A 13,557-nucleotide genomic window follows, 5' to 3' on the forward strand; every position below is an offset into this window, starting at 1 on the left:
CTTCCGATTGTCGAGCAGCTTGTCGCTTACTTGCCGCGAATCTGCTTCAATTCGGCGAGAATGCCGTCGACGACATCCGCCCCGATCTCCGCCTTGTGCTTTTCGTAGACGACCATGGACTTTTCACGGATGCGCTCCTGCTCCTCGGGGGAGAGCGCATTGACCTCGAGGCCTTCCGCCTTGATCTTCTCCAGCGACTTCTTGTTGAGTTCCTGGATGACCTTACGCTCCTCATCGCGACCGACAACCGCGCATTCACGCAGGGCAGTCTGTTCTTCCGGCGTGTAGGTGTTGAAGATGGCCTTGGAGAAGAGGAACAGGAACGGCGTATAGGCGTGGTTCGTCTCGGTCACATATTTCTGCACTTCGAAGAATTTCGACGTATCGATCGTCACGTAGGGATTCTCCTGTGCGTCGATTGCCTTGGTTTCAAGTGCGGAAAAGACCTCGCCAAAAGCCATCGGCGTCGCATTGGCGCCGAGATTCTGGAAGGTGTCGAGGAAGATATTGTTCTGCATGACGCGAACCTTCATGCCTTGCAGATCTTCCCATTTGTTGACCGGACGGACTGAGTTGGAGAGGTTCCGGAAGCCGTTCTCCCAATATGCCAGATTGACGAGGCCGGCGGCATCGAGCTTCTCGTTCATCATGTCGCCGAACTTGCCGTCGAGCACCTTGTAGGCTTCCTCGGAATTGGCAAAGAGGAATGGCAGGTCAAAGACGCCGAGTGCCGGGACGATCCCCACAAGCGGCGAAGACGAGGTTACAACCGCCTCCTGCACGCCGGAACGGAGAGCCTGGGTGGCCTGAAGGTCGCCGCCCAGCGCGCCGCCCCAGAAGGCGGTGAGCTTCAGCTTCCCGCCGGATTTCTCGTCAAGGCATGTCTGCATCGCGTTGATGCCGTTGCCGACCGGGTGGTCGGCATTGATGCCGTTCGAGACGCGGATATTGCGCTCGTTGAATTCGGCGAAAGCCGGAGCGGATGCCGAAACGGCGAATGCGATTGCGGTTGTTGCAAGTAAAAGTTGTCTCATGGTATCCTCCCGTGGATGGTTGATTGAGACGTTGAGACTTTATTCCCTCAATGCAGCCAGCGTGCTGGCACGATGACGATGTCTGGGAACAGGACGAGCAGCATAAGTACGCAGATCTGGGCTGCGAGGAACGGCAGAATGCCGGTTACCACCTTACCCAGAGGAATGCGCCCCACACCGCTGACGACGTTCAGCACGACGCCGACGGGCGGCGTGATGAGACCGATACAGCAATTCATAATGAAGAGAACGCCGAAGTAGACCGGATCGATACCCGCCTGCTTGATGATCGGCATCAACACCGGCGTTAGGATCAGGATGGTGGGTGTCAGATCGAGTGCCGTGCCGACGACGAGGATCAGCAGCATGATGACGAACATGAGAAGTTTTGGCCGATCGATCAATGGCGCAATATAGCGTGTAACCTCGGCCGGAATGTTGGCAGCCGTAATCAGCCAGGCGGAGACGAGCGCCGCGCAGACGAGGAACATGATGATCGATGTCGTCTTTGCCGCTTGCAGGATGACGCGTGGGAGATCCTTCGGTTTCAGCTCCCGGTAGACCACCATCCCGACGAACAGGGCGTAGGCCGCAGCGATGACGGCAGCTTCGGTAGGCGTCACCACGCCCGCTTTGATACCGCCGAGGATGATGACCGGCATGCCAAGTGCCCAGAGGGCGCGACCGGTGGCACTGAGCCGGTCAGTGGTGGAGGCCTTCGGCAGCGGTGCGACATTGTCCTTGCGGACGACGACCAGCCACGTGGCGACAAGCGAGAGGCCCATGATGAGGCCCGGCACGATGCCGGCCATGAAGAGCTGCGTGATCGAAACGTTGGCGGCGACACCGAAGACGATAAAGGCCATGGAGGGCGGGATGACGGGTGCGATAATCCCGCCCGAGGCAATCAGGCCGCCAGATCGGGGCACGTTGTATCCGGCCTTGGCCATCATCGGGATCAGGATCGCGGCAAGGGCTGCCGTGTCGGCAGCTGCCGATCCGGAAATGCTGGCCATGATGATGGCCGCCATGATGGCGACGACACCGAGACCGCCGCGGATGTGGCCCACACAGGCGATCGCGAACTCGATGATGCGCTTTGAAAGGCCGCCGGAGTTCATCAGTTCGCCGGCGAGGATGAAGAACGGAATGGCGAGAAGCGTAAACGTGTCCGCGCCGATGATCATGTTCTGCGCTATGATCTGGCTGTTGAACATCCCCATGAACCACATGAGGATCACACCGCAGAACATCAGTGCAAAAGCGACAGGAACGCCGATCGCCATGGCTCCGAGCAGTGAAGCGATGAAGACAAGAAGGGTCATCAGCCACGCTCCGAAAGATGTTCGAGGGACATGTCTTCGCCGGCGAAGGCGGCGAGTTCCTTTTCGGTTACGCGACCGGTGACAAGGCGAACAAGGCGTTCAAGCGCGATTATCACGCAACCGGCACCTGTAAAGAAGCCGATGCCATAGACCCATGCCATGGAAAGGCCGGTCACCGGGGCGCTCATGCTGGCATTGATAGGCAGTTGCTTCCATGTTCCCCAAAAGAAAATGCCAGAACAGCCGATGATCACGAGATTGCTGACGATCATGCAGACGATGCGGCCTTTGCGGCCGAACAGCGCAACCACCGTCTCCACGCCCATGTGGCCGTATTCCCTGAAGCCGACGACGGCACCGATGAAGGTCAGCCAGACGAAGAAGTAACGGGACATTTCATCCGACACCGTCAGGCCGGAATTGAATGCGTAGCGGAGCACGACGTTCACGAAAACCATGATTGCCATGCCCGACAACAGGAAGATCAGCAGCAGTTCCAGAAACTTATAAAAAAGATCGATCGTCTTTTGCATTCGCTCCTCCCTTTTCCTCACAAGAGGCCGCGTCCGGCAAGATTCTTCATCAATGCCGTCAAACCGAAATTCCACTCGGGGCAGTTGTCGCTATGTTCGACCCAGTTAACTAGACGCCCCAGCTTCGGCGTCGAGATTTCCACGCGATCACCGATCTCATGGGTGAAGCCAAGGCCTTTGCCACGACGGTCCTTAACGGGCGCAAACATGGTGCCAAGGAAGAACAGTACGCCGTCGGGATATTGATGGTTGCGGTTAAGAAGTTGGGAGACAAGATTTTCCGGCGAGCGGCTGATCGCCTGCATGGGGCTGATGCCGGTCATGGTGAAACCGTCCGTACCCTCGACCGCCAGTGAGATTTCCGCTGATTTGATGTCATCGATGGTGAAGTTGCCATCGAAGAGGCGAACGAAGGGGCCTATGGCGCAAGAGGCATTGTTATCCTTGGCCTTGCTGAGAAGCAGAGCAGAACGGCCTTCGAAGTCGCGCAAATTGACATCGTTGCCAAGTGTTGCGCCAACGATCATGCCCTTCGAAGTAACCGCGAGCACCACTTCCGGTTCGGGATTGTTCCAATCGGACTTCGGATGGATGCCGATGAGCGCCCCGCAACCCACCGACGACATCGGCTGTGCTTTCGTGAAGATTTCCGCGTCAGGGCCGATGCCCACTTCGAGGTACTGAGACCAGAGTCCCATTTCCTGCAGCAGGGCCTTGACGCTCGCAGCTTTTTCCGAACCCGCAACGAGACCTTTCAGATTATCGCCAAGGACTGGCGCCAGCCGGCTGCGGATATCCTGGGCGCGCAGCGGATCACCCTTCGCCTGCTCCTCGATGACGCGTTCCAGCATGCTATCGGCAAAGGTGACGCCGGCCGCCTTGACCGCTTGCAGATCAGCGGGCGCAAGGAGTTCGCCCGCAGTGCCGTCGAGAAACGATGCGAGGCTGCCAAGTTCGGCGAAGCGCGAGGCATCTTTCAGCTTGCTTGCGAGGTCCTCGATTTCCAGAAGCCCCGACATTGTCAGCGCGACCGGAGAAAGGTCGAACAGATGACCTGAGGAGAGAAGGACAGGGCAGGGACCGCCTAGGGCCTTGGACCAGGCGCGGCCGACAAGCAGCGCATCCGCCGCATCCAGGGGCAGTATAGATTCAGGAGCCAGCGCCCGTTCGATATTCACGCGATGATCCTCCTTCACTTGATCGATGCCGAGCCTCCACTCCATCGATCTATTGTCAGGATGTCTGACAACATTCTCTGCTAGGTTTTAGTGTGACTTTTTCACCGTGTCCAGCGCGTGTACCAAACCATCCCCGAAATTATAGATCGATCTAAGAGATGACGAGGTCCGAACGAAGACTGGATGCTATTACATTTCCAGCTGCAGATTGAGTCGGCTGGCAGCACCCTCGAGATGGTGTCGCATGACTTTTTTCGCCTTCGCAGGATCACGCGTGGCGATTGCATCACGGATTGCGACATGCTCGGCGATGGTGATTTCCACAATCTCTTCCAAGATGGCTGTCGCGCGAGCGGCATTGATGGCGACGTGGATACGCTCGGCAATGAAGCTGATGAACTGGAGAAAATATTCATTCCGCGTTGCGGACGCGACCAGACGGTGAAAGGCGAGATCGGCGACGATGCCTTGTTCGGTCCATTTCTCGGCTCCCGTCATCTGCGCCAGCGCTTCATCGAGCCTGGCGAGATCATCGGGCGTATGATGGATTGCCGCCAATCCGGCAGCTTCCACCTCCAGGGCCATGCGCAACTGGAAGAGGCTGCGGAAGCTATCGGGGTCGGAGAGGTTGCCCTGTTCGATTCGGATCGACTGGCGCCGCTCGATCTCCGTGGCGAAGGCCCCGATGCCTTGTCGGGTCTCGACCAGGCCTTCATTGCGGAGCTGCGCGATTGCCTCACGCACCACCGAGCGGCTGACGCCGAACGTCTTTGCCAGCAAATGTTCCGTCGGAAGTTTCTGCCCCGGCGCTATGCGGCCCTCGCTGATTTCTCTGCCTATCTCGGCGGCGATGCGCGCCGGGAGATGTTCGCTTCGCCTGATCTGACTGAAATCTGCCACCGCCACCTTCATCTTCCTTTCCCGAAAGGTCTTCTACGACTTCGGCTGGAAATTCAACTGGCATCCAGGGTTCATCATCAGGCCCGGATCGATGGCGTGCTTGACCGCGGTCAATAGTTTCCGGTGGGTCTCGGGGAGCCGTTCGTCGAAATCAGGCCGTTTGAGGCGTCCGATGCCATGTTCGGCGCTGATACTGCCATGATAACGGTCAACCACCTCGTTTAGCACTGTCTTTGCCTGGTAGATGCGTTCGGCCCGTTCGCCTGGCGTCAGGCCGACGGGCGGCAGAACATTCAGATGGACATTGCCGTCACCCACATGGCCGTAGGAGACGCTGATGCAATCGGGAAGCGCCTGAAGGATAGCCGCTTCCGCATCGGCGACGAACGATGCGAGCTGCGAAAGCGAGACAGAAATATCGCTGCGCATATGCGATCCTCGCTTGGCTTGTCCTTCATTCATGCCCTCACGAATCAGCCACAGGTTCCGGGCCTGGGCCTGCGATGCGGCAATCGTGCCGTCGACCACCAGGCCATCCGTCATGACGCCCTCAAGGAAACGCTGCATAAGATCGTCAATGTCGACGAGGCCGGAACCGGATATCTCCATCAGGACATAAGCGGGATAATCGGGGGCAATCGGAATCGGCAGATCGGGCATGGCTTCGCGCGCCAGCGTGAAGGCAAGCGGCGGCATGAATTCGAAGGCCGACATCAAGTCGCAGCAGTCCCGCCGCGCACGGCGATACAGGCTGATTACGTCTTGCAGCGAAGCAAGGCCGAGGAGAGCGGTTGCGACCTTGTCCGGATAAGGCATCAGCTTGATGGAAACCGCTGTGATAATGCCGAGCGTGCCTTCTGCGCCGATGAAGAGCTGCTTGAGGTCGACACCACGGTTATCCTTGCGAAGGGTAGAAAGACCGTCAAAGATCGAACCGTCCGGCAGGACGACCTCCAGCCCGAGGACGAGCTCGCGCGTCATGCCGTACCTGAGCACGTTGATGCCGCCTGCATTGGTGGAGACATTGCCGCCGATCCGGCAACTTCCCTGGGCGCCCAGCGCCAGAGGAAAGAACATACCTTTCTCGGCGATTGCCTCCTTCATTTCCCAAAGGATGCAGCCAGCCTCGACCACGGCTGAAAAGTCGTCCGCGTCGATCTTTCGAATGCGATTCATGCGTTCAAGGCTGAGGACGACATGCCGTTCCGGCATATCGGGAATGGCACCCAGAACAAGGCCGGTGTTACCCCCCTGCGGAACGATCCCGAGCCCAAGTGCACGGCAAATCCTCACGGACGCGGCGACATCTTCCGTGGACCGCGGCCTGAGGACAGCGACCGCACCACTTGTCACATCGCCGTGCCAATCGCGGCAATAGTGCGCCATCGCGTCGGCATCAGTCAGGACAATATCATCCCCAAGCGCCGATTGCAGGGCGAGGCGGTGCTCACCAATCCCATCCGTTTCCGCGACTGTCATGCTCTTAATCCTTTGGATCATCCGCCCCAAGGATGGTCGATTTCGTTCTGCGTCATGCGCGGCACGTCCAACTATCCTATTTCCAAATGAAGCATATAAGGTTATCAGACAACCATACAAGATAATTTCTCAAAGCTGCGAAGATGAGCGGCGCCAGTGGAAACGGGAGGTTTCATGCATATCCTGATTATCGGAGCGGCCGGTATGGTGGGTCGCAAACTTGCGGCGCGCCTCATTGCAGATGGCGGCATCGGCGAAAAACCCATCGAGAAGCTGACACTGGTGGATGTCGTGGAACCGGAACATCCGGAAGGTTTCGGCGGAAGCGTCGTGACCCGGAAAGCCGATCTCTCGGCCCCCGGAGAGGCGGAGCAGCTCATCGAATCCAGGCCGGACATGATCTTTCATCTTGCAGCGATCGTTTCCGCGGAAGCCGAGCTCGATTTCGATAAGGGATACCGGGTGAATCTGGACGGCACGCGCTATCTCTTTGATGCTGTCCGCGTCGCGCATAACCAGGATGGGTACAGGCCGCGCGTCATCTTCACCTCATCGATCGCGGTTGTGGGGGCGCCACTACCTTTCCCGATTCCCGATGATTTTCATCTTACGCCGCTCACCAGCTACGGCACGCAGAAGGCCATATCGGAACTGCTTCTGTCCGACTACACGCGCCGCGGTTTCTTCGACGGCATCGGCATTCGCCTGCCAACCGTCTGCATTCGACCGGGCAAGCCGAACAAGGCTGCATCGGGTTTCTTCTCCAATATTCTGCGCGAGCCGCTGATCGGACAGGAGGCAATCCTGCCGGTATCGGAAGATGTACGCCACTGGCATACATCGCCCCGATCGGCAGTCGGCTATCTGATCCACGCGGCAAAACTGGACCTTGATGAGGTCGGACCACATCGCAACCTTTCCATGCCCGGTGTCAGCGCCACGGTCGGCGAACAGATCGAAGCGCTCCGTCGTGCGGCAGGCGAAAGGGCGGTGCGACTGATCCGGCGCGTTCCGGACGAGATGATCATGAAGATGGTCGCGGGTTGGGCGCCTGGGTTCGAAGCGAAGCGGGCTACGGCATTGGGCTTTACGGCTGAGAAAAATTTCGACGAAATCATCCGGGTTCACATCGAGGACGAGTTGGTGTCCATTGGCGGTTGAACGCGAGAATGCGGCTGTTTCGATTGGGCCCGGCATTTAGAGATGAAGATCCGCATGGCCGTATTCTCATATCGGCTACGACTGCGAAGACGTTCGATCCGCTGACGATGCCGGTGCTCATCAGTATGGTGCTGATTATCATCGGTACGGCGATCGAGGGATCGGCGGCGCCATCCTCCTGACACCCATGTTGCTGCCGATCATGACGGAGTGCACATCGACTTGGTGCATTTCGGTGAGGTTTTCATCACCAATCTGACGATCGCCGGCACAGCACCGCCCGGTGATGTTATGCCGTATGTTTCACCGATGGTGAAGGAAGTGCCGATGATGCCAATGCATGCGAAGTGCCGCCTTACCCGGTTCATGGTATTGGCATGACGAAGGCGCTCTCGCTGGGAGCCAAAGAGCCCCCGGGCTTGGCCGCTATACCTGTTCCCGCTCGCGGCGGCCGGGCAGTCTGGCGTCGAGCGCGCCTTGGAACTGACGTACATCGAAATCGAGCGCGACATGAAGCTGATGCTGCTCCTCAGTCGAAAAACTTGCGCGCCAGAACCTAAGGTTCCGTTGAGGCCGATATAGCTGCCGATCGCAGTGGAATTGCGCGCAGGACAAGAGACCATAAGCAGCGCCGAGGCCTGCTTTTCAATCGGAACCGAGATCCGATTGTTTTTCGCTGCCGGCGGGTGATTGGCCATGACGGCATGGCATAATTTTTCATAAGGCCTTCTTATCGCAACGATCAGTAAATCCAACTTAAATTTATCAGTCGCTTCCGATATGAAGGAAGGCAAGGGAAGGTGGTCGCCGGTGTCTCTTGCTTAACCGAGCGGAGGCCAAAAATCTTATACGTGTGAAGGTTCACGCAAAAGGTCGATATTGAGCTGAAGCTAACCGATTGGTCGGCGACGCTACTCCCCTCTGGATGCAGACATTGAGAAATCAAGGAGGAAATGATGGACACCAAAACCGACAGCGCGGGCAAATGTCCCGTCGCACATGGCCATACGCCTCGCGGCAGATCCAACCGCGACTGGTGGCCTAGCCAGCTGAACGTCCAGATTCTTCATCAGAATTCTGGCCTGTCCGATCCCATGGGCAAGGCGTTCAACTATGCCGAAGAATTCAAGACGCTCGATCTCGACGCCGTGAAGAAAGACCTTCATGCGCTGATGACGGATTCACAGGACTGGTGGCCTGCAGATTTCGGCCACTACGGCGGCCTGTTCATCCGCATGGCCTGGCATAGTGCCGGCACCTATCGCATCACCGATGGCCGCGGCGGTGCCGGTGCCGGCCAGCAGCGTTTCGCCCCGCTCAACAGCTGGCCGGACAACGCCAACCTCGACAAAGCCCGCCGCCTGCTGTGGCCGATCAAACAGAAATACGGCAACAAGATTTCCTGGGCGGACTTGATGATACTCACGGGCAATGTTGCCCTGGAATCGATGGGCTTCAAGACTTTTGGCTTCGCTGGCGGTCGCGCCGATACCTGGGAGCCGGAAGAGCTCTTCTGGGGTCCGGAAGGCACCTGGCTAGGCGATGAACGCTATAGCGGTGAACGGCAGCTTTCAGAGCCGCTCGGGGCCGTTCAGATGGGCCTCATCTATGTCAATCCGGAAGGGCCGAACGGCAATCCCGATCCGATTGCTGCCGCGCGCGACATCCGCGAGACCTTCGCCCGCATGGCGATGAACGACGAAGAGACCGTGGCATTGATTGCCGGCGGTCACACCTTCGGCAAGACACACGGTGCCGGCGATCCGTCCTTCATCGGTGCCGAGCCGGAAGGCGGTGCTATCGAAGACCAGGGACTCGGCTGGAAAAGCACGTTCGGCACCGGTGTCGGCAAGGATGCCATCACCGGCGGTCCGGAAGTGACTTGGACGCAGACCCCGACGAAGTGGAGCAACTACTTCTTCGAGAACCTGTTCAACTGCGAATGGGAACTGACGAAAAGCCCCGCCGGTGCGTATCAATGGAAGGCGAAGAACGCGGAGGCGTCCATCCCGGATGCCTATGACGCGTCGAAGAAACATCTCCCCACGATGTTGACCACCGACCTGTCGCTGCGCTTCGATCCTGCCTATGAAAAGATCTCGCGGCGGTTCCTCGAAAACCCCGACGAATTTGCGGATGCCTTCGCCCGCGCATGGTTCAAGTTGACCCACCGCGACATGGGACCGAAGGTGCGTTACCTCGGCCCGGAAGTGCCGGCCGAGGACCTGATCTGGCAGGACGTGATTCCGGCCGCAGACCACCCGCCCGTGGACGACAAGGACATCGCCGACTTGAAGGCCAAGGTCCTTGCTACGGGCCTTTCGGTGCAGGAACTGGTCTCGACCGCCTGGGCTTCGGCGTCGACCTTCCGTGGTTCCGACAAGCGTGGCGGTGCGAATGGCGCACGCATTCGCCTTGCCCCGCAGAAAGACTGGGAAGTGAACCAGCCGGCACAGCTCGCCAGGGTTCTTGGCGTCCTCGAAGGCATCCAGAGGGACTTCAACGCTGCCCAGACCGGCGCTAAGAAGATCTCGCTCGCCGACCTGATCGTTCTTGCCGGCGCTGCGGGTGTCGAGAAGGCTGCCAAGGCCGCCGGACACGCCATCACCGTGCCGTTCACGCCGGGCCGCATGGATGCATCGCAGGAACAGACCGACGCCGTTTCCTTCGCACCGCTCGAACCGCGTGCCGACGGTTTCCGCAACTATGTCAATAACGGCAGGATCCAGTTCATGCAGCAGGAAGAGGCTCTTGTAGACCGGGCCCAGCTGCTGACACTGACTGCGCCGGAGATGACGGTGCTTGTCGGCGGCCTGCGTGTGCTGAAGGCCGGACAGCCGGAGCATGGTGTCTTCACTGACAAACCCGAAGCCCTGACGAACGACTTCTTCGTCAACCTGCTGGACATGAATACGGAATGGGCGCCGGTTCCCGGCAAGGACGGCGTCTACGAGGGGCACGATCGGAAGACGAAGGCGCCGAAGTGGACCGGTACGCGCGTGGACCTCATCTTTGGCTCGCATTCTCAGCTTCGGGCCATCGCCGAAGTCTATGCGCAGTCCGATGCCAAGGAAAAGTTCGTGAAGGACTTCGTTGCCGCCTGGAACAAGGTCATGAACGCCGATCGTTTTGATCTGATCTGATGACAAAAGCCCTGCCTGGGCGCGGCTTCTCGGCCGCGCCCAGGCATCCCTCGCCGGATCGGATTTCCTCCCCGGATCTCGCTGGCCGCGGGATCGTACGGCGCATTAAGCGGCGCGACGTGAAGAAGATGATGGTCAATCATCCCACATATCATCGGCAGTTTTGGACGAAGGTATCCGGGAGCCCAAGTGGCTCAGCGTCTATAGGAACACCCCGGTTGGATTGGTGATCCCGGCGCGATTCGAACGCGCGACCCCCAGATTAGGAATCTGGTGCTCTATCCTGCTGAGCTACGGGACCACTCAGGCGACATCCATACAAAAGCCGCCTGATTTAGCCAAGTCTTTTCCGCAGCTTTACTCCGTCAATCGCTGCTCGGCGAGCCGCACCCAATAGGAAATGCCGTAAGGGATCGCCTCATCGTCGAAGTCGTAATGCGGATTGTGGAGAGCTGCCGTATCGCCGTTGCCAATGAAGATGAAGGCTCCGGGCCGCCGTTTCAACATGAAGGCAAAATCCTCGCCGGCCATTGCGGGATCGACATTGGTATCCACGTTGGAGACGCCGACAACCCCGGTCGCGACACTGATTGCATGTTCCGTCTCCTGATCATGATTCGTGGTGACCGGACATCTGCGTTCATATTCGATGTTCGCTTCCGCGCCATGTGCACTGACGATACCCTCCACGATCTGGCGGATACGCATTTCAGCAAGATCACGCGTCTCCTCGCTCAGCGTCCTGACTGTACCCCAGAGGGTTGCCTCATCCGGGATGATGTTGTGCGTCGTACCGGCATCGAATCGCGTCACGGAGATGACGACCGAGCGAAGTGGATCTGCATTGCGGGCGGCGATCGCCTGCAGGCTGCCGACGAGCTGCGAGCCGATGAAGATCGGGTCGATCGTCTTGTGCGGCTGGGCTGCATGGCCGCCGCGGCCCTTGATGGTGATGGTGAAGCGGTCGGGCGCGGCCATGATGCCTCCCTTGCGGATGGCGAACTGGCCGACCGGAATGCCCGGCATGTTGTGCATGCCATAGACTTCCTCGATACCGAAGCGCTCCATCATGCCGTCCTCGATCATCGCGAGTGCGCCGGCGCCACCTTCCTCCGCAGGCTGGAAGATGAGGACAACGCTGCCGTTGAAGTTGCGGGTTTCGGCGAGGTATTTTGCCGCACCCAACAGCATGGACGTGTGCCCGTCATGGCCGCAGGCATGCATCTTGCCGGGTGTTTTCGAAGCCCAGGCCTTGCCGGTGATTTCATCGAGCGGCAGAGCGTCCATGTCTGCACGAAGCCCGATCGTGCGGCTAGCCGGGCCTTTGCCGCGAATGATGCCGACGACGCCGGTCCGGCCGATGCCGGTGATTACCTCGTCGACACCGAACTCTTTCAGCTTCTGTTCAACGAAAGAGGCGGTGTTCTCGACGTCGTAAAGAATTTCGGGATTTTCGTGAAGATATCGTCGCCATCTGCTGACTTCGGTCTGAAGCTCGGCGGCCCGGTTCAAGATTGGCATAGGGTTCCCTGTTTTTGTTGCTCACGCGGTTATGAATCGTCCTCCCCTGCAGATAGTGCCTGTCCTGATTGACGCAATCAATCTTCTTTGCCATTGCTTGGCCACATAGGCCGAATATGCGCCACACTCGTTAAGCCGCAACAACGAGGGATGACCTTGCCGATTTCACCCGTTCGACCTGGGGCCACTGCCCGGCTGATTTCCGCTTTCACGGCCTTCGGCTTGCTCCTGTCGGCTGGAAGTGCCGCTGCCAACCCGAAGATGGTGGTCGACGTGAGGACGGGCAGGGTGATTGCCCACGAGGATGCCTTCCTCAAGTGGTATCCCGCCTCGCTGACCAAACTCATGACGGCCTATGTCACCTTCACGGCGCTGAAGAGCGGCAAGCTCACGCTCGATACGCCGGTGATCATGAGCAAGAAGGCGACCGAGCAGCCAGCAAGCAAGATGTATTTCAAGCCCGGCTCCAGGCTCACCATGGACAGCGCGCTGAAGATCCTGCTTGTGAAATCGGCCAACGACATGGCCGTCGCGGTTGCCGAGACCGTCGGCGGTTCCGCCGACCAGTTCGTGGCGATGATGAATGCGCAGGCCAAGGCCCTTGGCATGACGTCGACGCATTTCATCAACCCGCATGGCCTGCCGGGAAAGGGCCAGTATACGACGGCCCGCGACCTTGCACTGCTGTCTCTCCGGCTGAAACAGGATTTTCCGGAATACCAGGGTTATTTCTCGCTGGAAGGCATCGATACCGGCAACAAGCAGTATGCCAACTTCAATACGCTGATCGGCCGTTTTGATGGCGCGGACGGCATGAAGACCGGTTTCATCTGCGCCTCCGGCTTCAACCAGGTCGGCTCGGCGACGCGTGACGGCCGCACGGTGATTTCCGTCGTGCTGGGATCGGACAGCCTGGCCGGCCGTGCGGACGATACGGCCAATCTTCTGCAAAAGGGGCTGACATCTTCGCCGAGCCAGGGCGTGCCGCTTGCCTCTCTGGCTCCTTATGGCGACACGGCCACAGTCAACGATGTCAGCGCGGAGATCTGCAATCCGAAGGCAGCCAAGGTGCGCAGCGAAAATCGCGACGATGCCGGCCGCATGGTGCTGCACTCGCCCTATATTCACGAGATGACCAGGCCGCCGGTCTACAGCTTCGTGGGGGTTCTGTTCGGAGGCGAGGACATTGCACCCGCCAAAGACAAGGTCGCTTCCACCAAGGGCAGGAAAGAGATCGCCAATGTGCCGATTCCGCAGCCCCGCCCGACATTCTGAAGTGGAAT

At 58.9% G+C, this 13,557-nt stretch carries 10 protein-coding genes, 1 tRNA gene and 1 pseudogene; 4 read left to right on the forward strand and 8 right to left on the reverse strand.

Annotated features, from left to right (window positions below):
- Window positions 1–26 precede the first annotated feature (26 nt).
- The 6 genes from J2046_RS17015 to J2046_RS17040 all read right to left on the reverse strand — a co-directional run bounded on the left by J2046_RS17015 (window position 27) and on the right by J2046_RS17040 (window position 6,449).
- A complete protein-coding gene (locus tag J2046_RS17015; protein ID WP_210053778.1) occupies window positions 27–1,034 on the reverse strand; it encodes a TRAP transporter substrate-binding protein in 1,008 nt (335 codons plus the stop codon).
- Window positions 1,035–1,081: 47 nt separating this feature from the next.
- Window positions 1,082–2,359, reverse strand: a complete 1,278-nt coding sequence (locus J2046_RS17020; RefSeq protein ID WP_210053780.1) for a TRAP transporter large permease — start codon at window positions 2,357–2,359, stop codon at window positions 1,082–1,084.
- On the reverse strand, window positions 2,359–2,892 hold the full coding sequence (locus J2046_RS17025) for a TRAP transporter small permease (RefSeq protein WP_210053782.1): 534 nt from the start codon (window positions 2,890–2,892) through the stop codon (window positions 2,359–2,361). Before J2046_RS17025 ends, J2046_RS17020 begins: the two co-directional genes overlap by 1 nt.
- A 17-nt stretch (window positions 2,893–2,909) precedes the next feature.
- Entirely contained in the window at window positions 2,910–4,115 is a 1,206-nt protein-coding gene (locus J2046_RS17030) for a fumarylacetoacetate hydrolase family protein (RefSeq protein WP_210053784.1), read from the reverse strand.
- A 144-nt stretch (window positions 4,116–4,259) separates the two neighbouring features.
- A complete protein-coding gene (locus J2046_RS17035) occupies window positions 4,260–4,976 on the reverse strand; it encodes a FadR/GntR family transcriptional regulator (RefSeq protein WP_210053991.1) in 717 nt (238 codons plus the stop codon).
- Window positions 4,977–5,003: 27 nt separating this feature from the next.
- Window positions 5,004–6,449, reverse strand: coding sequence for an FAD-binding oxidoreductase (locus J2046_RS17040; RefSeq protein ID WP_210053786.1), 1,446 nt, complete (start codon window positions 6,447–6,449; stop codon window positions 5,004–5,006).
- 174 nt (window positions 6,450–6,623) lie between these two features.
- On the opposite strand from J2046_RS17040, the gene denD reads away from it, so the two are divergent.
- The 3 genes and pseudogenes from denD to katG all read left to right on the forward strand — a co-directional run bounded on the left by denD (window position 6,624) and on the right by katG (window position 10,753).
- Window positions 6,624–7,610 carry a D-erythronate dehydrogenase gene (gene denD / locus J2046_RS17045; protein ID WP_037156982.1) on the forward strand — a complete coding sequence of 329 codons (987 nt, stop codon included), beginning with the start codon at window positions 6,624–6,626 and terminating at the stop codon, window positions 7,608–7,610.
- Between the two features lie 368 nt (window positions 7,611–7,978).
- Window positions 7,979–8,181 (forward strand): annotated as a pseudogene (locus J2046_RS33865) (alpha-hydroxy-acid oxidizing protein); the annotation flags it as partial.
- Window positions 8,182–8,566: 385 nt separating this feature from the next.
- Window positions 8,567–10,753 carry a catalase/peroxidase HPI gene (gene katG, locus J2046_RS17055; protein WP_210053791.1) on the forward strand — a complete coding sequence of 729 codons (2,187 nt, stop codon included), beginning with the start codon at window positions 8,567–8,569 and terminating at the stop codon, window positions 10,751–10,753.
- A 224-nt stretch (window positions 10,754–10,977) separates the two neighbouring features.
- Here katG and J2046_RS17060 read toward each other — a convergent pair.
- Together J2046_RS17060 and J2046_RS17065 are read right to left on the reverse strand one after the other, a co-directional pair.
- Window positions 10,978–11,054 (reverse strand) — tRNA-Arg (locus J2046_RS17060).
- A gap of 56 nt (window positions 11,055–11,110) precedes the next feature.
- A complete protein-coding gene (locus J2046_RS17065; protein WP_210053793.1) occupies window positions 11,111–12,274 on the reverse strand; it encodes a M20 aminoacylase family protein in 1,164 nt (387 codons plus the stop codon).
- Window positions 12,275–12,430: 156 nt separating this feature from the next.
- Here J2046_RS17065 and J2046_RS17070 point away from each other — a divergent pair, with 156 nt between their 5' ends.
- Window positions 12,431–13,549: a serine hydrolase gene (locus tag J2046_RS17070; RefSeq protein WP_411828511.1), complete on the forward strand. Its 1,119-nt coding sequence runs from the start codon at window positions 12,431–12,433 to the stop codon at window positions 13,547–13,549.
- Window positions 13,550–13,557: the final 8 nt, after the last annotated feature.

This window comes from Neorhizobium petrolearium (genome assembly GCF_017873175.1).
Classification (GTDB): Bacteria; Pseudomonadota; Alphaproteobacteria; order Rhizobiales; family Rhizobiaceae; genus Neorhizobium; species Neorhizobium petrolearium.